General features: G+C 65.9%; 20 protein-coding genes. 5 read left to right on the plus strand and 15 right to left on the minus strand.

Annotated features, from left to right (window positions below; translation table 11 throughout):
* Positions 1-19: 19 nt before the first annotated feature.
* Entirely contained in the window at positions 20-1537 is a 1518-nt protein-coding gene (locus tag AC07YH_RS10035; protein ID WP_494746854.1) for a hypothetical protein, read from the minus strand.
* Between the two features lie 189 nt (positions 1538-1726).
* Positions 1727-2356, minus strand: a complete 630-nt coding sequence (locus tag AC07YH_RS10040) for a TetR/AcrR family transcriptional regulator (RefSeq protein WP_494618911.1) — start codon at positions 2354-2356, stop codon at positions 1727-1729.
* Between the two features lie 283 nt (positions 2357-2639).
* On the opposite strand from AC07YH_RS10040, the gene AC07YH_RS10045 reads away from it, so the two are divergent.
* Both AC07YH_RS10045 and AC07YH_RS10050 read left to right on the plus strand, forming a co-directional pair.
* Positions 2640-3482, plus strand: a complete 843-nt coding sequence (locus AC07YH_RS10045) for a UDP-2,3-diacylglucosamine diphosphatase (protein WP_494746855.1) — start codon at positions 2640-2642, stop codon at positions 3480-3482.
* Entirely contained in the window at positions 3482-4573 is a 1092-nt protein-coding gene (locus tag AC07YH_RS10050) for a glycosyltransferase family 4 protein (protein ID WP_494746856.1), read from the plus strand. The genes AC07YH_RS10045 and AC07YH_RS10050 overlap by 1 nt, the downstream gene beginning before the upstream one ends.
* Here the strand turns inward: AC07YH_RS10050 and AC07YH_RS10055 are convergent.
* From AC07YH_RS10055 to AC07YH_RS10075, 5 genes are all read right to left on the minus strand, one after another.
* Entirely contained in the window at positions 4570-5250 is a 681-nt protein-coding gene (locus tag AC07YH_RS10055; RefSeq protein ID WP_494746857.1) for an HTTM domain-containing protein, read from the minus strand. The genes AC07YH_RS10050 and AC07YH_RS10055 overlap by 4 nt on opposite strands.
* A complete protein-coding gene (locus AC07YH_RS10060; protein WP_494746858.1) occupies positions 5247-5678 on the minus strand; it encodes a hypothetical protein in 432 nt (143 codons plus the stop codon). The genes AC07YH_RS10055 and AC07YH_RS10060 overlap by 4 nt, the downstream gene beginning before the upstream one ends.
* Positions 5679-5684: 6 nt before the next feature.
* Positions 5685-5900 carry a DUF4287 domain-containing protein gene (locus AC07YH_RS10065; protein WP_494746859.1) on the minus strand — a complete coding sequence of 72 codons (216 nt, stop codon included), beginning with the start codon at positions 5898-5900 and terminating at the stop codon, positions 5685-5687.
* 107 nt (positions 5901-6007) lie between these two features.
* Complete coding sequence (locus tag AC07YH_RS10070; protein WP_494746860.1) at positions 6008-6796, minus strand: SDR family oxidoreductase; 789 nt, start codon at positions 6794-6796, stop codon at positions 6008-6010.
* Positions 6793-7122, minus strand: coding sequence for a nuclear transport factor 2 family protein (locus AC07YH_RS10075; RefSeq protein ID WP_494746861.1), 330 nt, complete (start codon positions 7120-7122; stop codon positions 6793-6795). The genes AC07YH_RS10070 and AC07YH_RS10075 overlap by 4 nt, the downstream gene beginning before the upstream one ends.
* A gap of 51 nt (positions 7123-7173) precedes the next feature.
* Between AC07YH_RS10075 and AC07YH_RS10080 the strand changes: the two genes are divergently transcribed.
* The gene (locus AC07YH_RS10080; protein ID WP_494746862.1) at positions 7174-8172 is read left to right on the plus strand and encodes a LysR family transcriptional regulator; all 999 of its coding nucleotides are present in this window, start codon (positions 7174-7176) and stop codon (positions 8170-8172) included.
* On the opposite strand, the gene AC07YH_RS10085 is transcribed toward AC07YH_RS10080, so the two are convergent.
* The 8 genes from AC07YH_RS10085 to phnC all read right to left on the minus strand — a co-directional run bounded on the left by AC07YH_RS10085 (position 8169) and on the right by phnC (position 18548).
* Complete coding sequence (locus AC07YH_RS10085; RefSeq protein WP_494746863.1) at positions 8169-8789, minus strand: DsbA family protein; 621 nt, start codon at positions 8787-8789, stop codon at positions 8169-8171. The two genes, AC07YH_RS10080 and AC07YH_RS10085, sit on opposite strands and share 4 nt — an antisense overlap.
* Positions 8790-8823: 34 nt before the next feature.
* Positions 8824-10137, minus strand: coding sequence for a hemolysin family protein (locus AC07YH_RS10090; RefSeq protein WP_494746864.1), 1314 nt, complete (start codon positions 10135-10137; stop codon positions 8824-8826).
* 236 nt (positions 10138-10373) lie between these two features.
* On the minus strand, positions 10374-11417 hold the full coding sequence (locus AC07YH_RS10095) for a substrate-binding domain-containing protein (protein WP_494746865.1): 1044 nt from the start codon (positions 11415-11417) through the stop codon (positions 10374-10376).
* Between the two features lie 70 nt (positions 11418-11487).
* Complete coding sequence (locus AC07YH_RS10100) at positions 11488-12747, minus strand: OprO/OprP family phosphate-selective porin (RefSeq protein ID WP_494746866.1); 1260 nt, start codon at positions 12745-12747, stop codon at positions 11488-11490.
* Positions 12748-13048: 301 nt separating this feature from the next.
* Entirely contained in the window at positions 13049-15457 is a 2409-nt protein-coding gene (locus tag AC07YH_RS10105) for a TonB-dependent receptor (protein ID WP_494746867.1), read from the minus strand.
* A 435-nt stretch (positions 15458-15892) separates the two neighbouring features.
* The gene (phnE, locus tag AC07YH_RS10110; RefSeq protein ID WP_494746868.1) at positions 15893-16726 is read right to left on the minus strand and encodes a phosphonate ABC transporter, permease protein PhnE; all 834 of its coding nucleotides are present in this window, start codon (positions 16724-16726) and stop codon (positions 15893-15895) included.
* Between the two features lie 8 nt (positions 16727-16734).
* The gene (gene phnD / locus AC07YH_RS10115) at positions 16735-17760 is read right to left on the minus strand and encodes a phosphate/phosphite/phosphonate ABC transporter substrate-binding protein (protein ID WP_494746869.1); all 1026 of its coding nucleotides are present in this window, start codon (positions 17758-17760) and stop codon (positions 16735-16737) included.
* A complete protein-coding gene (gene phnC / locus AC07YH_RS10120) occupies positions 17757-18548 on the minus strand; it encodes a phosphonate ABC transporter ATP-binding protein (RefSeq protein WP_494746870.1) in 792 nt (263 codons plus the stop codon). Before phnC ends, phnD begins: the two co-directional genes overlap by 4 nt.
* A gap of 237 nt (positions 18549-18785) precedes the next feature.
* On the opposite strand from phnC, the gene AC07YH_RS10125 reads away from it, so the two are divergent.
* Positions 18786-20051, plus strand: a complete 1266-nt coding sequence (locus AC07YH_RS10125; RefSeq protein ID WP_494746871.1) for a type III PLP-dependent enzyme — start codon at positions 18786-18788, stop codon at positions 20049-20051.
* A gap of 117 nt (positions 20052-20168) precedes the next feature.
* Positions 20169-21923, plus strand: coding sequence for a 6-pyruvoyl-tetrahydropterin synthase-related protein (locus tag AC07YH_RS10130; RefSeq protein ID WP_494746872.1), 1755 nt, complete (start codon positions 20169-20171; stop codon positions 21921-21923).
* Positions 21924-22025 lie beyond the last annotated feature (102 nt).

A 22025-nucleotide genomic window follows, 5' to 3' on the forward strand; every position in this document is an offset into this window, starting at 1 on the left:
GGTCGTGCTGGCCAGGGGCTCAACCGCGAATTTTGTCGTGGATTTTCATCAGGAGCGGATGCCAACGCTGCCAATTAAGTTTTATCTGACGCGGGTCTAGCACTTGATTGAGATCGTGCATTGCTCGATGGAGCGAACGGATCGAATGGCTCTGGCCCGTATCCTCCGAAAGCCCGTTTCGGGCATCTACAAGATCGCGATCACGGCTCTCAGCGTCCACAACGTTGAGAACCTTCCTAATCTTCGTGTCGAGATTAATGCCGTAGTCACTCCAGTGAGCGCGCCCACTTGGTAGCCGAATCCCTTCGTGGATCAGGAACGCTTCGCACGAGAGCTCAAGGAAGACGCGCAGAAGCATCGCGGATGCGTTCGGTCGTTCGTCAACGAGGATCTCTCGACACTCTCGGTAAAGCCCCGTGAGACGAGGGCCAGAGACATGGAGCGTATTCGCTCGATCGGCGGGCGCCAGCGTGGCCCGACTCAACGGATCGCGCTTGGGATGCCTACCACCCTTCTCGTCGCTTTTGCCGTCACTGCTCTCGCCGCGATTGGGATCACCTCTGTCCGCGTCAGAGTCCTCTCCGGAACCGCCACCGCCACCGCCACGATCGGAGCCACTTCCGCTGCCGCGTTCGTCACCATCGGAGTCGCGGTTACCCGTATTAGAAGCACCACCTTGTTCGTCATTAGCCCCGCTATTCTCATCTCGCTCAGTTTGCTCGCCCTCGAACTTGGCTAGCAATGAGGTCAGCAGGGTGTTGCGAAGCTGCTCGCTCTTGATGGCATCAACTGAGACGGCTGATGCGCTGAGAATTTGCTTCAAGACCTCAATAGATGTCTCGGGATTGAGGCCGAGCTCCAAGCGATAGGGCGCAACCCCAGTAAGTTTGATTCCGAATTTCCGGGCATAATTCTTGGAAAAAGTGCTTAGAAGACGATCCGCGTTCGTTGTGCGGTCTCGCAATCCAAGTTGTTCGGCATATACTTCCGCGCTGATCGGCGAGAGATGTTCCAAGACGACCATCGAGAGCGTTCGCCGTTTATCTTGAAACTTGTTCGCCCTGTCCTGCGCAAACGGGTCCCAATCCTCAAGGCCAGCGCCATCCTGTTCATTCGTATGCCTACGATAGACGTCAGGTCTCGCCTCATTGATCGATGTGTACAGGATGGCCCGCACCTGCCGGATCGGATTCTTCCGGAACTCCTTACCCAATTCGCGAAACGCGCTGGCCCAACTTGTGCCGTCAGCTAGGGCCGGTTCATTGAGAACCTTGATTGCCGTAATCCGACGATTCCCTTCGCAGACGATGAACTTACCCTTGTTTTCGGGCCTCGCGTCCGGTGCGACCCAAATGAATTCGCCACGGCTAGGTCGCTCACTCAACAAGCTCTGCGCGAGAGCGATCAGCTTTTTGCCCTGTCGGCGGACCATGGCCTTGAGCGCTGCGGGTTGATCAGGATTGGGCTCCATCCGAAAGTTGTCTTCGTCGACTAGAAGGTCGACAACGTTAAGAACCCGAACATCGTCCACATTCATAGACGCCCGCCTCGCGGTCGCGCTTCGCACCATCTCATCACCCCATCCGAGAGCGACAAGCTAAACCATTACTTTTCCGCGAGTCAAAGCGCCGATATATTGGAGGTACCGCCTCGTCCGTCGCTAAGTCAGCGCCTTAGGCAGACATCAAACCAAGTCTGCGTTCTGGCTGCTCCTGAACGATACCCCCTACTCCGGCCACAAATCCTGCACATCGCCCTTGCGGTTCAGCATGTGCGTGGCCCGCTTGATCAGCATCAGCAGGCGCTCCTTCCGGCCGTCCTTGTCATAGGTCAGGGTCGTGCGGGCCAGGCCCTCCAGCATGAACCGCGCGAGGTCGCGGCTGGCCTGGAACCTCGGACCCGCGCCGGCGTGGAGGATCTTCAGGAAGTGGTCGCCGGCCTGGGCGCGGTCGAACTCGGCTTGCGCCGGCGCGAGGAGGGCGTGGATGGCCGGGTCGGTGCGGCCGGCGTCCTCGAGCTCGCCGAAGGCCTGGAAGGGCGTCGAGTGCAGCAGGTCCCAGTAGCTGTCGATCGCGTGCTCGGTGACGTCGGCGCCGGCGGGCAGGTTCTCGGCGGCGGCGCGGAACAGGGTCGAGCGCTCGGCCTGGATGTGGGCCACGGCGGCCTCGACCAGGGCCTCGCGGGTCGGGAAATGGTAGAGCATCGCCCCGCGGGTCAGGCCCGCGGCGTCGGCGATCACCGGGTTGGTGGCGGCGTGGTAGCCGATCTCGGCGATCAGGCGCATCGCCTGGTCCAGAATCCGCGCGCGGGTCTTCTGGGATTTCGGCGTGTCCTTGGCGAGGCGGGCGGCGTCCATGGGGCTGATCTAGTGCCCGCGATGCTGCACCGCAACAGCGGAGGAACCCCAAGCCGCGAAAGGGATTGCTTATCCGTCCAGAATTTTGACGTTTGCGTCGAAACTGTTCAGTTCTCGGGCAGTTGGAAGCGGCTGAACGGTAAGCGGCGCCTTAACAACGGGTAAATCCGCCGCACCGCCATTTCATCAAAGCGACACGCAATCAGCTTAATCGCCAGCCGTTGGCCGCCATCGTTCCGATCCGGGGACTGAACGATTTGCGGCGCTTCAACGGGGGTTGACCATGAGCGCCGACGTCGCCGTTCGCCGCTACCGTTCCGTCTTCATCAGCGATCTGCACCTGGGCACCCGAGGGTGTCAGGCCGAGCTGCTGCTGGACTTCATCCGCCACATCGAGTGCGACAAGCTCTATCTGGTCGGCGACATCATCGACGGCTGGAAGCTGCGCAGCGGCTGGTACTGGCCCCAGGCCCACAACGACGTGGTCCAGAAGATCCTGCGCATGGCCCGCAAGGGCACCGAGGTCATCTACGTCCCAGGCAACCACGATGACCGCATCCGCGACTTCTGCGGCGTGCACTTCGGCGGGGTGATCGTGGCGCGCGACGTGATCCACGAGGCGGCCGACGGCAAGCGCTACCTGGTCGTGCACGGCGACGAGTTCGACGGCGTCGTGCAGCACGCCAAGTGGCTCGCCTTCCTCGGGGATTGGTCCTATAGAACCATCCTCATGCTGAACACTGTGGTGAATCGCCTGCGGCGTCGCCTGGGGTTCGGCTACTGGAGTCTCTCGGCCTATCTGAAGGTCAAGGTGAAGAACGCGTTGCATTTCATCGAGAACTTCGAGGCCGCCGTGGCCGATGAAGCTCGGCGTCGGGGGGTGGACGGCGTGATCTGTGGTCACATCCACAAGGCCGAGATGCGCGACATCGACGGCATCCGCTACATCAACGACGGCGACTGGGTCGAAAGCTGCACGGCCCTGGCCGAGCACGCCGACGGCCATCTCGAGATCCTGGAATGGGCCAAGCTGCGCTCGTGGTCGGTGATCGATCGCGCCCGTTCGCTCACCCCGCAGACCGCTGAAGGCGCCGAAGAGACGTTGCCGGAGCCCGCCGCCGCCTGATGAGAATCCTGCTTGCTACCGACGCCTGGGAACCTCAAGTCAACGGGGTGGTTCGCACCCTGAGCCGGGTGACCGAGGAACTGCGCGCCCTTGGCCACGAGGTCGACGTCGTCAGCCCCGAACAGTTCCCGACCTTCCCGCTGCCGACCTATCCCGAGATCAAGCTGGCGATCGGCGCGTACGAGCCGGTGCAGGAGCGGTTCAAGCAGTTCGAGCCCGAGGCGATCCACATCGCCACCGAGGGGCCGATCGGTCTGGCCGCGCGCCGCATCTGCCTGGAGTGGAAGCTGCCGTTCACGACCAGCTACCACACCAAGTTCCCGGAATATGTCTCGGCCCGCCTGCCGCTGCCGCTGGCGGCCGGCTACACCTACATGCGCTGGTTCCACAAGCCGTCGGGCCGGCTGATGGTGGCCACGCCGACCATGCGCGACGAGCTGGCCAAGCACGGCTTCCGCAACCTGTCGCCCTGGTCGCGGGGCGTCGACACCGACATCTTCAAGCCGCGCGAGCCGGGCGATCCCGACCCGTTCGAGGGCCTGCCGCGCCCGATCTTCCTCAATGTCGGCCGGGTGGCCGTCGAGAAGAACATCGAGGCCTTCGCCAGCCTGGACCTGCCCGGCACCCGGGTCGTCATCGGCGCGGGTCCCCAGCTGGAAGAGCTGGCCGAGAAGTATCCCGAGGTGAAGTTCCTGGGCGCCAAGTTCGGCGACGAGCTGGCCCGCTACTTCGGCGGGGCGGACGTGTTCTGCTTCCCGTCCCTGACCGACACCTTCGGCCTGGTGATCCTGGAGGCCATGGCCGCCGGCGTGCCGGTGGCGGCGTTCTCGGCCCCGGGCCCGGTGGACATCATCCCCGGCTCCAACGCCGGCGTGCTGGCCCCCGGCCAGACGGACGGGCTGAAGGAGGCATGCCTGGCCTGCCTCGACCTCGACCGCACCGTGGTCCGCAAGTTCGCCGAGAAGTTCTCGTGGCGCGCCTGCGCCGAGGAGTTCTTCCGCAACCTGCAGCCCTATCCGGAGCCGGAGAAGACGCGGTTCTGGCGGCGACTGCGGCGCCTGGCGCGACTGCGGAAGAAGACGGCGGCCTAGAACACCCTGCCCTGCAGCCACAGGATGGCCGGGTAGGTCGCCAGCCAGGTCCAGAAGAAGCGGTTGAGGCCGAACAGGCACGCATTGGCCAGGTGGAAGGCCGCCGCGACCACGAGGCCGGCGATCAGGGCCGGCTGCCACAGCAGGGTCAGCGGGAAGGCCAGTTCGAAGCCCATCACCGCCCAGGACATGGCCACCAGCAGGCGCGGCCGCTCGGCGAAGCGGCGCAGGCCTTGCGAGACCGGATAGGCCGAGAACTGGAAGACGTCCCGCAACGCCCGGCCCGAGCGCCAGTCGGGGTTCACGATCTTCACCCCGCCGGAGATGAAGTAGCTGAGCATCAGCTGCGCCCCGAGATAGCCGAACGGCAGTTCCTTTAGCGCCGGGGTCGGCAGCAGGCGCGCGGCGACCAGGCACCACAGCGCCAGCAGGCCCATGCGGTCGCTGCCGCCGTTATAGGGTCCCTGGAAACGGTGCAGGATCAGCAGCGACAGCCCCGCCAGCCCGACCAGCGGCCAGGGCGCGGCGAGGCCCGCGACCACCAGGACACACAGCGCGATCCGGGCGCCGAACAGCATCCGCTCGTCGCGGAAGCCGCGCAGGTGCTCCAGGCTCTGCTGGATCAAAGCGAGCGCCAACAGGATTTCGGTCAGGCGGGCGGCGGCCTCTAGACTCATCGGACGTCGATGTCCTTGAACAGCCGGGGCGCGGGCTGGAACAGGATCTCCTCGGCGTCGCGACTGACGAAGATCAGGCGGAAGCACAGCCACGGCCGCGCGGGGTCCTGGGACCCGGCGGCCAGGTCGGCGGCGATGCGCTTGAAGAGCTCGGCCTCGCTGTGTTCCGGCGTGCGGTCCTCGGCCAGGCGCTCGGCGCAGCTCATCACGAACAGGGTCTGGCTCCAGTGCGGGTTCCAGACCAGGCGGGTCAGCAGGGTCGCGATCGAGACGTGCCGCGGCCGTGGCCGGAACTCCCGCCAGGTCCCGGTCGCATCCCCCGGCGAGGCCAGCAGGGCGTATTCGACGCGCGGCGCCGGCGCGATCACGTCGAAGAAGTTCCACGACGGGATCAGCGCGGGGAGCAGGAGCTTGAGAGGCGCGAGCAAGGGGCCCTACTTCAGCCCATCCTGCGCCAGCGTGTGCGCGACCACCGCATTGGCGTGGCCATGGCCCATGCCGTGCTGGTCCTTCAGAAGCGCGACCAACGCCATGTGCTTGGCGGGATAGCCGTCACGCACGATCTGTTGCCAGTGGCCGATCGGCTGTCCGTATTTCTTCTCGATCGACGGGAAATAGGACGCCGGTCCCTTCACGGGGTCTTGGGTCATGAGCAACTCCTGGTCGCTCCGGTATCGCACCGGGCGACCGAGGTTCGCAACGGCGGCCTTATCGTCCCTCTCCCGCAAGGGGAGAGGGATTGGACGCTTCCCCGTGATCAGACGGTCGGCACCGTCCCGCCGTCCACGACGAATTCCGCGCCGTGAACAGAGGCGGCGCGATCCGAGGCCAGATAGGCGATGACATCGGCGACCTCGAAGGGTTCGGCCCCGCGACCGATCGAAATGCCGCCGAGGCCCCGCAGGACGAGCTGGCGCGCATCCTCGATCGTTCCGCCATTGGCGTCCTGCAGACGCTTGAGGAACACCCCGGTCGACTCGGTCATGATCCAGCCAGGAGAGACGACGTTGACCCGCACGCCCTTGGGACCCAGCTCCTTGGAGATCGACTTGCTGTAGGTCCTGAGCGCGGCCTTGGCGGCGGCGTAGGCCGTGGTCGCCTCCGGCAGGGGCAGGACCGACTGGATCGAGGTGACGTGCACCACGGCGCCTGAGCCTCGCTCGATCATCTGCGGGATCAGCAGGCGATCGAGACGCACCGCGGCCAGAAGGTTCAGATTCAGCTCGGACAGCCAGTAATCGTCCGTCAGGGCGACGAAACCGCCGCCCGGTGTGGTCGAGCCGCCCATGACGTGGGCGAGGATGTCGATCCCGCCCAGACGCTCGAGCGCCGCCTTGGCGAAGCTCTCCCCGCCCTGCGCCGTCGTCAGGTCCGCCTGGACGAACTCGACGCCGTCCATGGGTTCCAGGTTTCCGCGGGCGGCGGTGATCACCCGGGCGCCGCCGGCCAGGAAGCGCTCGACGGTAGCGCGGCCCAAGCCCTTGGTGCCGCCGCTGATGAGCACGCGCTTGCCGGCGAATTCGGTCGGATCAGCCTTGAAGGTCATGCCGTGATCTCCAGGGCCTTGATGGCGTCATTCTCGAGCGTGAAGCGGTAGGTGAAGCGGATCGGGCTGCCCTTGAAATCGCCATGGGCGGGGCCCTCGACGACGACCTGACCGTCTTCGCGCCGGGCGGTATCCGGCATGAAGATCGCCTTCACGGGGACCACCTCTTCCTCGAACAGGCGCCTCAGTTCGGCATGCCCGCTAAAGACCGCGCCATTGTCCGTGACGACGGTGTCGGCCGCGAACGGCTTCAGCATGCCGTCCACGTCGAGCCGTGCATTCGCGGCCACATAAGCGGCGATCGGGGATGGAAGGTCGAGCGACATTGTTTCTGTCCTCCTTGCTGCACGCGCAGCCAGGACGGCTGGGAAGTGCGCTTGCCAATCAAGGTAGCGGTGGACAATCCTCGCGATAATCAGGACAATTCGGAACGTTTCGTCACGAAAATCGGGACAATAATGGAAAGCAGCCTGACGGAACTGGACGCCGTTCTCATGGTCGCCCGCCGAGGCAAGTTCCGCACGGCCGCGCTTGAGCTCGGGGTTTCAACGACCGCGCTCAGCAACGCGGTGGGAAAGCTGGAGCGCACGCTGGGCGTACGGCTTTTCAATCGGACGACGCGCAGCGTCTCCTTGACGGAGGCAGGCCAGCAATTCGTCGAGCAAGTAGCGCCGGCCGTCCGGGACATCCACGAGGCGATGGACGCCGCGCGCTCTCAACAGGCGACGCCTTCGGGCACCCTGCGCATCAACGCCTTCCCGACAGCCGCGCGGGAGATCTTCTCCTGGCTGGTCCTGCCGTTCCTGCGCGCGCACCCTCAGGTCCATATCGACATCGTCACGGAGGGGCGGCTGGTGGATATTGTCGCGGGCGGCTTCGACCTCGGCGTCCGTAGCGCCGACCTCGTGCCGGTCGACATGATCGCCCTCCCGTTGGGAGGCGCGCGGCGCAATGTCGTGGTGGGCTCACCGCGCTATTTGGAGGCGCACGGGACGCCCATGATCCCTCAGGACCTCAACAAGCATTCCTGTTTCCGCGTCCGGCTTCCCAATGGCGCGATCTATCGCTGGCCGTTCGAGAAGGATGGGCAATCGGTCCATATCGACGTCGAGGGGGCCATCACCCTCGACGAAGCGAGCCTGGCGCGCACGGCGGCCCTCGCTTCCGTCGGTCTGACCCTGGCGATGGAGTCCGACGTACGGGACGACATCGAGGCGGGCCGCCTTGTGCGCGTGCTTGAGGATTGGACGCCCACCCTGGCGCCCTTGAGTCTCTACTATCCGAGCCGGCGCAACCCGACCGCCGCGTTCAAGGCCTTCATCGACTTCGCGCGGCGGCATGGTGGAACCAGCGACGCCCCGAGACCTCCCGCCTAAGCCGCCGGCGGTTTCACCGTGCGGATCTTCTCGACCAGGTCCTTCAGCTGCTCTTCCGTCAAGGCGCTGCGGATCACGTAGCCGTTGATCACCAGGCCCGGCGTGCCTTGCAGTCTCAGCAGGGCGGCCTCGCGTTCGTTGCGCAGCAGGATGGCGTCGATGTCGGCGCCGTGGGCCTTCAGGTCGCTGGTGAGCTTGCTCCAGTCGACGCCGGCTTGCTTGGCGACCGTGTCGATCATGTCCCTGTCGCTCAGCCGCGTGGGCGAGAGCATGAAGGCCCGGTGCACCGCGTCGTAGCGGCCCTGATAGGTCGCCGCCAGCGCCACGCGGGCCGCGTGCTCGGACACCTCGCCGAAGATCGGCCATTCCTTGTGGACCACGGCCAGGCGGCGGTCGGCCTTCAGGGCGTTGGCCAGCACCGGCTCCATGCGCTTGCAGTAGCCGCAGTTGTAGTCAGCATAGATCACGACGATGACGTCCGGATCGGCCGCCCCGGCGCGGGGCGCGCCCGGGCCCTGGATGAGGTCCTTGAAGCCGTACTCAAGGGCGTTGGCCGGCGCGGACACGGCAAGGGCGATCAGCGTGGCGGCCAGCGCCATGACGTGACGGAAAAGCATACTGTACTCCGGGGAAGGCGGTCGGCCGGCCGACCTACCCCTCCTGCCCGCCGCGCTTGGGCTTGCAGGGCTTGAGGATCACCTTGTCGATCCGCGAGCCGTCCATGTCGACGATCTCCATGTCGAAGGCGCCGATGGCGACGTGCTCGCCCTCTTCCGGGATGCGGCCCAGGCGATCGAGGATCAGGCCGGCCACGGTGTGGTAGCCGCCGTCAGCCTCGAAGTTCTCGCCCAGGTGATCGTTCAGTTCCTGGATGTCGAGGCGGGCGTCGATCAGCCAGCTTCCGTCCTCGCGGCGGATGAAGCGCTTCTCGTCGTCGTCGTGATCTTCCGGGAAGTCGCCGGCGATCATCTCCAGCAGGTCCAGCGGCGTGATCGCCCCCTGCAGCGAGCCGAACTCGTCGACCACCAGGGCCATGTGCAGGCTGGTCTGCTTGAACACCGCCAGGGCCTTCAGCAGCGACATGGTCTCGGGGATGGCGACCGGCTGCTGGACGTGGGCCTTCAGGTCGAGGGGCTCGTTCGACAGGCAGGCGTCCAGCAGGTCCTTCTTGAGGACGACGCCGATGTCGCCGTCGAGGTCGTCCTCGGTGGCGACCAGGATGCGCGAGTGGGCGCTGGCGCGGATCTCGGTCAGCACCTGTTCGGGCGTGTCGGCCAGCGACACCCAGAAGAGGTCGCGGCGCGGGGTCATGGCCACGCGGACGGGGCGGTCGCCCAGGCGCAACACCTCGTTGATCATCGCCCGCTCCTCCGGCTCGATCAGGCCGGCGTCGGCGCCTTCGGCCAGGACGGTCTCGACCTCTTCGGAGGTGATGCCGCTGTTGCGCTCGTCGCGCACGCCCATCAGCTTCAGCACGGCGGCGGTGGAGACGGTCAGCAGGGTCACGAACGGGCGCAGCACCGTGGCGACGATGGCCAGGAACGGCGACATGCGGCGGGCGATGACGTCCGGGAACATCAGGGCCAGGCGCTTGGGCACCAACTCGCCCAGGATCACCGAGACATAGGTCAGGCCGATGACCACGATGGTGGTGGCGATGGCCTCGGAATATTTGGCCAGGGCCGGGATGCTGGTCTCGACCCACGCATCGAGCGCGCTGGCGATGGTGGCCTGGCCGTAGGCGCCGGCGAAGATGCCGATCAGGGTGATGCCGACCTGGACGGCCGACAGGAACCGCGTCGGGTGCTCGGCCATGTCGAGGGCCAGCTTGGCCCCCCTGTCGCCCCGCTCGGCGAAGCCTTGCAGGCGGGCCTTGCGGGCCGAGACGACGGCCAGTTCGGACATGGAGAAGACCCCGTTCAACAGAACGAGGAGGAAGACGACGGCGAGCGCGACGAGGATCATGGCCCTGCAGGGTCAAGGACGCGGGCCCGGACGGCGACCGCGGCGCGGGCATATGGGAGGCCCGGCAGTCGTCACTATACAAAGAAAAACGCCGTGGCCCATAGGACCACGGCGTTCGTCACGTTTTGAAACGTCGGCTGCCGCAGAACCTGTCCGTCACGAACAGGTTCTGCCTCTAAGCATTGGAGCTTGGCGGGCGCCGAAACCGGCGGCCACTTTCGGCTGCCAAGCTCCGATTACGAAGCCGGACGCGCCATCACGGTCTTGTTGGCGACGACGCCCTTCTGAGCGTCGTGCTGGCCCGGAGGCAGCGGGATCAGGCCACGGCCCTGCAGGTAGCCGCCACGGCCCGTGGCGGCGTCCGAGGTGAACTCCTTCAGGAAGTCTTCCAGCCCCGGGGTGACGCCGATATTGGCCTTCTTCACGTAGATGAAGAGGGTGCGCGACAGCGGGTAGCTGCCGTCCGAGATGGTCTGGGCCGAGGGCTTCACGCCGTTGACGGTCGCGCCCTTGATCTTGTCCATGTTCTCTTCGAGGTACGACCAGCCGAAGACGCCGACCGAGCCCGGGGTCTTGGTCAGGGTGCCGACGATGGCGTTGTCGTTCTCGCCGGCGTCGATCCAGCCGTCGTTGCGCAGCGGATCGACCTGGGCCTTGAACTTCTTCTCGTTGTCCGAGCGGATGGCGTCCAGGGTCGGGTACTTGCGGGCGCCGGCCTCGATGGCCAGCTCGACGAAGGCGTCGCGGGTGCCCGAGGTCGGCGGCGGGCCGTAGACCTGGATGCGGTTGCCCGGCAGGCCGCCGGCCACGTCGTCCCAGGTCTTGTTCGGATTGGCGATGAACTGACCGTTCTTATACACGACCTTCGACAGGCCCATGTACAGGTTCTCGGTCTTGAAGTTGTAGTCGGCGCCGTCCTTGTCGGTGGCGATGACGATGCCGTCGAAGCCGACCTTGATCTGGATGATGTCCTTGATGCCCTTGGCGGCGCAGGCGTCGAACTCGGCCTTCTTCATCGGGCGCGAGGCGTTGGCGATGTCGGGGAAGCCTTCGCCGGCGCCCGAGCAGAACAGCTTGATGCCGCCGCCGGTGCCGAGGCTTTCGACCTTCGGAGCCTTCTTGCCCGACTTCTTGGCGAAGTTCTCGGCGGTGCGGGTGGCGAACGGGAACACGGTCGACGAACCGGCGGCCCACACATAGTCGCGGGCGGCGTGGGCGGGCGCGGCGGCCAGGCCCGAGAGGGCGACGGCGGCGGCCGCGCAGGACAGGAGCTTCTTCATGGTGAGTTCCTAGGGATGAAGCAAAAGGGTCGGACGGACCGCCACGGCCCGCCCGGAAACTTGGCGTGGCTTAGAAGTCCAGCTGGGCGCGCAGCTGGAACTGCTTGATGTCGTAGTCCTGGTTCAGGCCGATATTGTCCGACTTGCCGTCGGTGTAGTTGGCCTGGAAGCGGACGTACGAGACCGGGTAGTAGTTCAGGCCGACGGTCCAGCCCGTGTACTTGCCGGCCTGCGAGACGGCCGGTTTGACGTTCAGGGTGTCGTAGGCGTCGGTCAGGTCGGCGTAGTCGTAGCGCACGGCAAGCTCGATGCCGCCCATGCCGCCGGCCGTGACCGGGTTCAGGATCTTGGGACGCTTGATCTCGCCGGCGACCGGATCGTAGTTGCGCATCTCGCCGGTCGGCCAGAACGACACGAAGGCGTAGCCCACCTTGGCCTTCGGGTCCTTGCCGACCGCCGCGCCGCCCGTGCGGGTGATGTCGATGTTCGAGTACTCGCCTTGGATCGAGAACGGGCCATGGATGTACATGCCCTCGACGGCCAGGGTCTTGTCGCGGTTGCCGATGGCGCCCGTGGTGTAGAACGTGGTGCCGTTGGTGTAGGCGGTCGTCGTGCGGCCCGTATAGGCGAAGGCGCTCTCGTCGCCGCGGTTGCGGTAGCGGTACGACAGGGCGACGTGCAGCTTGTCGGTGTCGGTGTTGATCGGGGCGAAGTGGCCGCGCGCGGTGACGCCGAAGCGCTCCTTGCTGTCGGCGCCGGCGTTGGCGACGTCGGCGGTGTTGATGCTGTTGCCCTGGACGGCCAAGGTCGCTGAATAGTTGTAGCCCTGGTACTTGGCGACCGCGCTCAGCAGATAGGTGTCGATGCCGAAGTCACCGTACGGACCCCGGTCCATGAAGGTGATGAAGCGGGTCGAGGTCAGGTTCTCCAGGCCGGCGGCCTTGAGGTTCCCGAACAGCAGGGAGACCTGTTCGTTGGGCTTGTATTCGATGACGACGTCGTCCCACGAGGCCGCGCCGCCGTTCACCCAGCCGCCCTCGGCCTTGTAGGCGAAGTAGTTGTTCAGCTTGCCCTCGACGCCCAGGAACACCTGGCGACCGCGCCAGTTGCTGGTCTTGAAATCACCGCCCGGACCGTCGCGGCTCACGTCCTGGTTGACGTAGTCGACCAGGATGCGACCCCGAAACTTGAACATCGTGTCGTCGTTAGAGAACTGCGGCGCGCCGCTCCACTTGTAAGCCATATCCTGAGCTTGGGCCGCGACGCCCAGGCTCAGAGCAAGCGCGACGCCCAGCGCCGAACCGGCGACCAGCGAGGTCTTGATGCTCATGTGAGATATCCCCTTGAAGGCCCTGACTCTCACGCCCGTACTCGGACGGGATCAGGACACTTGCGGGCTTAACACGCGGGATATGACGGTTCGGCGAACGTTGTATTGCGAACGAGTGACAAGTGTTTTCAACCGGTTATGCTGTGTCGCCATCGCAACAAAATTTAACGTTCGCGGATTTGGGAAAAGTCCGGACGCAGAGGGTTTCCGGCGGATGTCTCGCGCACGGAAATCGGCGCAAAGAAAAAGGGCGGCTCATCGCTGAGCCGCCCTCCGTCATTTCAGGACCAGAAGCTGGATCCTAGTACTTCACGCGCAGCTCGATGCCGTAGGTGCGCGGCGGGTTGAAGTTCGCATAGTCACCGATCGTGCCGCGGTTGGCGGCCGAGATGCGGTAGATGTGCGATTCATTCAGCAGGTTGCGCGACCACAGCGACAGGCTGGCCGAACCGGCGTCGCCCATGGCGATGTCGGCGAGGGTCAGGTTGCCGTTGACGATGAAGCTGCTGTCACCCTTGACCGCGACGTTCTGGACCAGCTTGCCGGTCGGCGAGACGTCGGCGAACTCGGTCTGGAACGAGTACTGGGCGTCGGCGTAGTTGGCGTCCAGGTGAGCCTTGAACGTCATCGAGCCGACCGGCTGCTTGAAGTCGATATAGGCCGAGGCGGCGTTCGGCGGCGTGTAGACCACGTTGACCGGGAACGGCGTGCCTTGCGGGACGTCGGCGTTGCCGGTGAACGGGAACGGCGCGGCCGGGACCTTCACGTCGGTGTAGGCGTACGAGACGCCGACCACGATCTGGTTGGTCACCTGGGCGGTCAGATCAGCTTCGAAGCCGCGGATCTTCGAGGTGCCCGGCGCATTGCGGGTTTCCTCGGTGTGCGCGCCTTGGGTCGGGCTGCCGGGGGTGGTGTCGACGTTGTCGAAGTCGATCTGGGTGCCGTCGCGGTTCATGGCGTAGGCGGCCAGGTTCAGACGGACGCGGTTGTCGAGGAAGTCCATCTTGGCGCCGATTTCGTACGCCTTGACCTTTTCGGCGTCGAACGCCTGGAAGGTCTGCGAACGGTCGTTGGCGCCGCCGGCGCGGTAGCCGGTCGAGTACTTGGCGTACAGGTTGACGCCTTCGGCGGCGTCATAGGCCAGGTTCACCAGCGGGTCGAAGCGGCCCTTGTCGTAGGTGAAGGTGAAGTTCGTGGCCTTGCCGTTGACGATGTAGAGCGTGCCGTCGCGCTTGTCCTTCGTGTAGCGACCGCCAACCGTCAGGTGCAGCTTTTCCATCGTCGCCGGGGTGTAGGTGCCCTGGCCGTAGATGGCGTAGCTCTCGGCGTCGGCTTCCGAGGCGCGCGTCAGGAAGCGCGTGCCGCGCTCCCAGCCGGCGGTGCCGGCGGCGGCCTTCGACGTGCCGGCCGACGAGCGGATGGTGTAGGCGGTGCCGTCGGCGTTCCACTGGTTGGTGAACGGCGTGGCGGCCGATTCCTTGGCGTGTTCCTTGAAGTAGTACAGGCCAGCGACGTACTGGAAGGTGTCGCCGAAGTCGCCGACAGCCTGGAATTCCTGGCTGTACTGGTTCTGATACAGGTCCGACAGGCTGTAGCGGCCGAACGTGGCGTTCGGGGCGAAGACGTTACGGGCTTCGACGCCCGAGTTGTCCCACTGGTTCGTGCCGACGGCGCGGGCCGCGGTGATCGAGCGCAGCTGCAGGTTCGGCGAGACGTTGTACTTCAGCGTCATCATGGCGCCGCCGGTCTCGTCGAGGCTCGGCTGTTGCACGGTGCCGATGTCCGAGGCCTTCTGGCGGCTGGTGTGGATCTGCACCAGCGGGGCCAGCGGGTTGATCGTGCCGGCCGGAGCGCTGGCCGAGGCCGTGACTTCAGCCAGGGTGCGGACGCGCTTGCCATAGGGGTTGTAGTTGATCAGCTGGCTGAAGAACGGGGTGTTCTCGTCCTTGGCGTAGTCGATCGCGATCAGGGCGCTGAACTTATCGTTCGGCTTGTAGAGCGCCTGGATGCGGCCGCCCTTGCGGTCGTACTGGTTCCAGCCGGCTTGGCCCGCCATCGGGTTCTTGATGGTCGGATCCTGGTGTTGCAGCAGGCCGTCGACCTTAATCGACAGGCCGTTGAACTCCGCGAAGTCCTGGTGCAGCTCGGCGGTGTAGGCGCCGTAGTTGCCGACGCCGGCGACGATGCGGCCACCGGCCACGCCCGACGGGCCCTTCGAGACGATGCTGACCGCGCCGCCTTCGGTGTTACGGCCGAACAGCGTGCCTTGCGGGCCGCGCAGCACTTCGACGCGCTCCAGGTCCAGCAGGGCGACGTTCAGGCCTTGTTGGCGGCCCAGATAGACGCCGTCGATATAGACGCCGACGCCTTGGTCGCGGGCGGTCTGGTTGGCGTCGAACGGGACGATGCCGCGGATGCCGACCGTCAGGGCCGACTGGCGGGCTTCGAAGGTGGCGACGCGCAGCGAGGGGATCGCGCCGTCCATCAGGCTGATCAGGCTCTCGGCGTGGCGGTCGGCCATGGCCGTGGCGCTCAGCACCGAAACGGCGATCGGCGTGTTCTGCAGGTTGGTCTCACGCTTCGTCGCGGTGATGACCACTTGGTCCAGCGAGGTGTTGTCCGAAGCGGCGGCGGTGTCGGCGGCGTAGGCGGCTTGAGCCGTAGCCATCACGAGGGCGATCACGGCCGCCCCTTCGAGATATTTACGCATCTAGAGGTATCCCCTTGTTGGTGCCCGGGGGATAGGCCGTCAGCAGTGATGCTTCAGTGACACCCATATGTACGTTTTACGACGTGATAATTTTGCGCCACAGACACCGTGCGTAAAAGCATCCCGGTTTGTGTCAAAGTGTTTCCGGAACATTTCAGAGAACGGCGATAGCCGAACAACTGAAGATTGCGGTTCGCACGTCGGGTACCGCTTCGCTTTCTAATCACCACTAGAATTATATGGTTGTGATTATCTCGACGCGGCGCGCCCAAACCTCCGGCCCCGCTTCCGGGATCTAGGATAACCAGGCACGGATGCACGGATCCGCGCGCCGTCATCTCGCCGACGCGGTCTTGGAATCTGAGGGAACACGGAACAGTCCGCCCGGGCGAGCACACGCGTCAGGGGGCGCCCGCCACAAAATGGGGACGTCGCCTACAGCAGACGGGTACGGATGATCTGCGACAGCAGGTCGATCAGCGACACCGCGACCACGATGACCAGCACGATGCAGCCCGTCTGGTCGAACTGGAAGGCGTTGATCGAGTCGAACAGGATCTGGCCGATGCCGCCCGCGCCGATGATACCCAGCACCGTGGCCGCGCGGCTCGACGACTCGAAGCGGTAAAGCGCGTAGCTGGTCCACAGCGGGGCCACCTGCGGGATCACCCCCCAGACGATCTCCTGCAGCTTGACCGCGCCGGTGGCGCGCACGCCCTCGACCGGCCCCTTGTCGATCGACTCGACGGCCTCGGCGAACAGCTTGGCCAGCACGCCGCCCGTGTTGAACATGATCGACATCACGCCGGCGAAGGGCCCCAGGCCCACGGCGGTGATGAAGATCAGCGCCACGACCAGGTCGGGCACCGAACGGATCAGGTCCAGGATCCGGCGCACCGGCTGCTGGATCCAGACGGGGGCGATGTTGCGCGCGCCCAGCAGGCCCAGCGGGATGGCCACGATGATGGCCAGGGCCGTGCCCCACAGCGCCATCTGGACGGTCTGCCACATCTTGCCGATGAACAGGCCCCACTCCATCGACATGAACAGCGCCGGATCGGTGAACGGCTTGAAGAACAGCTTGGCGAAGTTGCCGGTCCGCTCGGTGTCGGTGAACAGCTGCGGGAACTTGTCGATCTCGGCCGGCTTGAAGCTGAGGATCAGCAGCAGGATGACCCCGCCCCAGAGGGCGGTGTCGAAGGCCAGGGCCGAGGCCGAGCGCTTGGGCGGCGCGGGAATCCCCCCATCATTCTTGGCGGCGTCGCTCATCTAGGACCTCAGTTGGCCGGCGTCGCGGCGACGCCCGCCTTGCCCTCGGCCGCCAAACGCTGGGTCTTGATGGCTTCCAGCGCCTTCTGGGCCTCGGCGATCTTGGCCTGGTCGCCGGCTTCACGGGCCAGGCCCAGCTGCTCGGTGGCCTCCATCTCGCGCACGACCAGCAGGTGGGTGTCGTCGGCCGGCTTGAAGCCGCCGATCGACAGCTTCTTCAGATAGCCGCGCTGCTGCTGTGCTTCCGGGGTGTCGCCTTGCGCATAGGTCAGGAAGAACTGGCGCAGCTTTTCCTTCACGACCGGGTCGAGGTCCTTGCGCCAGACGATCGGATCCTCGGGGAGGGTCGGCGATTCCCAGATCACGCGAATCTTGTCGGTGACGCCCTCGCCGCGCGCCTTCGACAGGCCGATGGCGGTGGAGTTGTTGGTCGCCGCGTCCAGCTTGCCGTTGGCCACCGCGAACAGGTTGGCCTGGTGGTTGGCGCTGATCACGGTCTTGAAGCAGGCTTCCGGCTTCTTGTTGGCCGGGATGAACACGTAGGTCATCGGGGCCAGGGTGCCCGAGGTCGACTTCTTGTCGCCGATGCCGAAGTTCAGCGTCTTGTCGCACTTCAGCAGGTCCTGGATCGTCTGGATCTTGCTGTCGGCCGGGACGATGATCACCGACTTGTAGCCGTCGGTGCCCGATGGATCGAACGTGCGGGCGAAGACCTCGCCGTTCGAGCGGCGCACGGCCTCCAGGCCCGACTGGTTCGAGAACCAGCCCACATCCGTCTGCTTGGCGCCCATGGCCACGATCAGCGACGAGTAGTTGGACGAGAAGAACGGCTTCACCTTGAGGCCGGTCTGCTTTTCCATGTCGGCCAGGATGGGCTTCCAGTAGCCCTCCATGTTCTGGGCGGACTCGGTGGACAGGATCGAGAAGGTGATCGTGTCCTTGGCGGCCGGGGCGTCCGACTTCTGGCCGCACGAGGCGAGGGCCAGGGCCGAGCAGGCGGCGGCGATGACGAGGGCCGAGCGGCGGCTGATCATTGTGGGGCTCCTTCCCAGAAGACGTCTTCGAATTCCGGGCCGTAGATATCGATGAGTTGTTCGCGCTTCAGACCGTCGGCCGGGCCGTCATAGACCTTCTGGCCGGCCTTCAGGGCCACGACCCGGTCGCAGTAGCGCAGGGCGTAGTCCACCTGGTGCAGGGTGACGACGACGGTCAGGCCGTCGCTTTGATTGAGATCACGCAGGATCTCCATGACCTTGCGCGCCGAAACGGGGTCGAGCGAGGCGACCGGTTCGTCGGCCAGGATGATCTTGGCCTTCTGGACCAGGGCGCGGGCGATGGCGCCGCGCTGCTGCTGGCCGCCCGACAGGGTGTTGGCGCGCTGGCCGGCATAGTCCGAAACCCCCACGCGATGCAGGGCCGCCATGGCCGCCTCGCGGGTCTCTTTCGGCCAGCGGCCGAACAACCCCTGCAGGAAGGGAATGCGACCCAGCGAGCCGAGGGCGACGTTGCTGAACAGCGACAGCCGGCCGACCAGGTTGAACTGCTGGGCGATGAAGCCGATGCGGATGCGCGCCTTGCGCACCTCGCCCGACACCCGGCCCTTGGCCTGGACCGGTCCGCCGAAGGCGTCGATGTGGCCGCCGTCATCGATGGTCTGCAGACCGTCGATGGAGCGGAGAAGCGTCGATTTCCCAGAGCCGGAAGGCCCAATGAGCGCGATCATCTCGCCTCGAGCGACGTCGAGGGAGACGGTGTCCAGCGCGCGTCGCGACCCGAAGGTCTTGGAAGCGGCGCGGATCGAAAGAACAGGGTCCGACGTCATGGTCGGGGCGAATCCTTAACGTGGTTTCGGTGCTTGGGAAATGCGTTCTCCGGTTTGGGGCAGGTAAGCAATGGATTTGTGACGGCCCGTGGATCGTTTGGCCTCAAACCGGGGCTGCAAAAGGGACTTTACATCCCGGTTCAATGACCCTATTTCGCTCGCTCCGGCGGACCCGAAGTCCTCTAAAACGCTGCTAACGCCGGCCTGGGTTTAACTTCCAACAGGGGGTTACGTGAATTGCGCACGTACCAATCTCCCCTGGACCTGGTCCGTGAGCGGTCACCGGAACGTCCCGTCGCACTCGTGCGGCCTGACGCGGTTTCCGTAGCTGCGCGCTGGTTCCAGTCCGAATTTAAAGGCGACGTCTTCTATGCGGTAAAGGCCAATCCTTCGCCGTGGGTGATCCGTGACCTGGCCGCGGCCGGCGTCCGATCGTTCGACGTCGCGTCGCTGAACGAGATCGAACTCGTGGCCGAACAGGCCCCGGGCTCGCGCATGGCCTTCATGCACCCGGTCAAGAGCCGCGCCGCCATCTCGGCCGCGTATTTCGACCACGGCGTGAAGACCTTCTCGTTCGACACCCACGAAGAGCTGGCCAAGATCCTGGACTCCACCGGCCAGGCCAAGGACCTCAACCTGATCGTCCGCATGGGCGTGCAGGCCGAGGGCGCGGCCTACAGCCTGTCGGGCAAGTTCGGCGTCGAGCCGCACAACGCCCCGGGCCTGCTGCTGGCCGCGCGTCGCGCCACGCAGGACCTGATGGGTCTCAGCTTCCACGTCGGCAGCCAGTGCATGCGGCCTACGGCTTACCAGGCGGCGATGGCCCAGGCCTCGCGGGCCCTGGTCCGCGCTGGCGTGCTGGCCGACGTCGTCGACGTCGGCGGCGGCTTCCCGTCGATCTATCCGGGCATGGTCCCGCCGGACCTCTCCGAGTATCTGGCGGCCATCGACCGCGGCTTCGCCGAGATGATGGTCCACGAGAGCACGCAGCTCTGGTGCGAGCCGGGCCGCGCCCTGGTGGCCGAAGCCTCGTCGCTGCTGGTCAAGGTCGAGCTGAAGAAGGGCGACGCGCTCTATCTGAACGACGGCTCGTACGGCTCGCTGTTCGACGCCGCCCACATGAAGTGGCCGTTCCCGGTGAAGCTGTTCCGCAAGAACGGCGAAGTCGAAGCGGTCGAAGAGGGCCTCAAGCCCTTCCGCTTCTACGGCCCGACCTGCGACAGCGTCGACCACATGCCCGGCCCGTTCTACCTGCCGGAAAGCGTGGACGAAGGCGACTATATCGAGATCGGCATGCTGGGCGCCTATGGCGTGGCGATGAACACCCGCTTCAACGGCTTCGGCGAGACCGACACCGCGCAGGTGCACGACGCCCCGATGGCCTCGATGTACGGCCTGGCCAAGCGCTCGATCCCGGCGGTCCGCCAGGAGAACGAAGAGCGCAAGATCGTCCGCTTCTCGCGTCCCAAGGGCGCGGCCGGCAAGCGCAAGCGCCGCCGCTAGGACGATCGTCCGCACACGACTTCAACGGCCAGGGCTCATCCCCTGGCCGTTTTCGTTTCAGCCTGGACTTTTGCCCGGCCGCCCGACAAACGGGACTTCCGGTTGAGCGGAGCAGGTATGACCACGGCGTCGGCGCAAGAACACGATCATCCGTCCGTCTCGAACGGTCGGATGAAGCCCTTCATGATCCTGGTCGTCTTGCTTCTGGCGGCCCAGTTCCTGGCTGGCGGCACCCTGCTCAGGGGCGTCGGCCCCAGCGACAGCGTCGTCTACAACACCATCTGGGTGCACGAGTTCAACGCCGCCCTGAGCCGAGGCGAGTGGCCGCCCCGCTGGTTGCCCGGAGCCTTCCATGGCCTGGGGGCGCCGTCGTTCTATTATTATCCGCCGCTGGCGTTCCAGGTGGCGGGCCTGGTCGATCTCGTGACCTTCCACAAGCTGGACACGCTGGTGGTCACCGCCTGGGCCTGCTTCCTGCTGCTGCTGGCGTCGGGCGCCGGCATGTTCTTCTGGCTGCGCGCCCGCACGGGCGACCGCTGGGCCCTGGTCGCCGCGGTCGTCTACATGCTGGCGCCGTACCACACCGTCGACTTCTACCTTCGCGGGGCCTTCGCCGAGCTCTCCGCCGCCGCGGTGCTGCCCTGGGTGCTGTGGACCCTGGACCGCGCGGCCTCCAACTGGCGCTGGATCCCCGGCCTGGCCCTGGCCTATGCGGCCCTGGCCCTGGCGCACCTGCCCAGCGCCATGCTGGCCACCCTGTTCCTCATCCCCGTCGCGGCCTTTTGGCGGCTATGGACCGCGCCCGCCGCCGAGCGGATCGCCATGGCCGCGCGCTGCCTGGCGGGCGGCGTCCTGGGCCTGGCCCTGGCGGCCGGCTATCTGGGCCCCGCCATGACCATGCAGGGCGCGGCGCAGATGAACTGGCTGTGGGCCAATGACGCGGCCTCCTGGGGCCTGCTGGCCTGGAAGCACTGGCCCGCGAACAACTTCATGACGATCGTGGCGCTGTGCAGCTGGACCGCCGGCGCCACCGGCCTGGCGGCGCTGCTGGCGGCCTTCGATGCGCCGAACCGCCAGGCCGCCGTCCCGGCCACGGTGTTCGGCGGCGTCGCGGTCCTGGGCACGGTGCTGCACGCCACGCCCTGGGTCTGGAGCATCCACCTGCTGTCGCAGGTGCAGTTCTCCTATCGGATCATCGTGGTCAGCGAGGTCTGCGCCGTCGCCGCGCTGGGCCTGGCCATCGCCGCCGGCCGACCGCGCCGCCTGATCGCCCTGCTCAGCGTGCCCGCCGCGCTGTTCCTCTGGACCCTGGCCACCGCCGCGCCGAACCTGCGCAACGTCAACATCTATCCGGTGGACCCGGTCGGCCTCAGCCTGATCGAGGCCGGGCGCGCGCCCAACGAGCATCTGCCCGCCGGCTATGGCGCGTTCTATCCGGACTTCACCAATCCGGACCTGGTCAACGGCTTCCCCGGCCTGCCCTTCGTCGATGTCGGACCCGGCGGCAAGGTGCTGGCCGCCAACGGCTACCCGGACGGCAGCGTGGCCATGGACCTCGACCTGCCGGCTCCGGCCAAGGTCGTGGTCAAGCGGTTCTACTTCCCGACCTGGCATGCCGAACGGGTGGACGGCCGCGCCAAGACCCCGCTGAAGGCCCAGGCCGACGGCCCGTGGCGGTTCGTGTCCTTCGAGGCGCAGGCCGGTCGCCACATCTACCGCATTCGCCAAATCGCCACGCCCACCGAGCGCATCAGCGACGCCGTCGCCCTCATCGCGCTCCTGGCCGTCGCGGGCCTGCTGATCGGCCCGATCGTGGTCCAACGGCGACGCGCGAGGCAGGAAAAGTCGGAAACCGCGATTGGGACTCGATAATCGTCGCAAACCTTCTATATAGCGCGCCCTTGCAACCTATCCCCTCGCCGGTCGCTCCGTCCCGGCGTGCTCGCGGGTCACGACGGGCGCTCACCTTCAGAG

The organism is Caulobacter sp. GW456-12-1-14-TSB4 (genome assembly GCF_059424195.1).

What these genes read in the sequence shown, in the direction of transcription:
- AC07YH_RS10100 (WP_494746866.1), bottom strand. Translation starts at nt 12,747, where the DNA reads ATGAGCATCAAGACCTCGCTGGTCGCCGGTTCGGCGCTGGGCGTCGCG.
- phnC (WP_494746870.1), bottom strand. Translation starts at nt 18,548, where the DNA reads ATGACGTCGGACCCTGTTCTTTCGATCCGCGCCGCTTCCAAGACCTTC.
- AC07YH_RS10090 (WP_494746864.1), bottom strand. Translation starts at nt 10,137, where the DNA reads ATGATCCTCGTCGCGCTCGCCGTCGTCTTCCTCCTCGTTCTGTTGAAC.
- AC07YH_RS10035 (WP_494746854.1), bottom strand. Translation starts at nt 1,537, where the DNA reads ATGAATGTGGACGATGTTCGGGTTCTTAACGTTGTCGACCTTCTAGTC.
- AC07YH_RS10040 (WP_494618911.1), bottom strand. Translation starts at nt 2,356, where the DNA reads ATGGACGCCGCCCGCCTCGCCAAGGACACGCCGAAATCCCAGAAGACC.
- AC07YH_RS10105 (WP_494746867.1), bottom strand. Translation starts at nt 15,457, where the DNA reads ATGCGTAAATATCTCGAAGGGGCGGCCGTGATCGCCCTCGTGATGGCT.
- AC07YH_RS10070 (WP_494746860.1), bottom strand. Translation starts at nt 6,796, where the DNA reads ATGACCTTCAAGGCTGATCCGACCGAATTCGCCGGCAAGCGCGTGCTC.
- AC07YH_RS10045 (WP_494746855.1), top strand. Translation starts at nt 2,640, where the DNA reads ATGAGCGCCGACGTCGCCGTTCGCCGCTACCGTTCCGTCTTCATCAGC.
- phnE (WP_494746868.1), bottom strand. Translation starts at nt 16,726, where the DNA reads ATGAGCGACGCCGCCAAGAATGATGGGGGGATTCCCGCGCCGCCCAAG.
- AC07YH_RS10075 (WP_494746861.1), bottom strand. Translation starts at nt 7,122, where the DNA reads ATGTCGCTCGACCTTCCATCCCCGATCGCCGCTTATGTGGCCGCGAAT.
- AC07YH_RS10050 (WP_494746856.1), top strand. Translation starts at nt 3,482, where the DNA reads ATGAGAATCCTGCTTGCTACCGACGCCTGGGAACCTCAAGTCAACGGG.
- AC07YH_RS10055 (WP_494746857.1), bottom strand. Translation starts at nt 5,250, where the DNA reads ATGAGTCTAGAGGCCGCCGCCCGCCTGACCGAAATCCTGTTGGCGCTC.
- phnD (WP_494746869.1), bottom strand. Translation starts at nt 17,760, where the DNA reads ATGATCAGCCGCCGCTCGGCCCTCGTCATCGCCGCCGCCTGCTCGGCC.
- AC07YH_RS10085 (WP_494746863.1), bottom strand. Translation starts at nt 8,789, where the DNA reads ATGCTTTTCCGTCACGTCATGGCGCTGGCCGCCACGCTGATCGCCCTT.
- AC07YH_RS10130 (WP_494746872.1), top strand. Translation starts at nt 20,169, where the DNA reads ATGACCACGGCGTCGGCGCAAGAACACGATCATCCGTCCGTCTCGAAC.
- AC07YH_RS10095 (WP_494746865.1), bottom strand. Translation starts at nt 11,417, where the DNA reads ATGAAGAAGCTCCTGTCCTGCGCGGCCGCCGCCGTCGCCCTCTCGGGC.
- AC07YH_RS10065 (WP_494746859.1), bottom strand. Translation starts at nt 5,900, where the DNA reads ATGACCCAAGACCCCGTGAAGGGACCGGCGTCCTATTTCCCGTCGATC.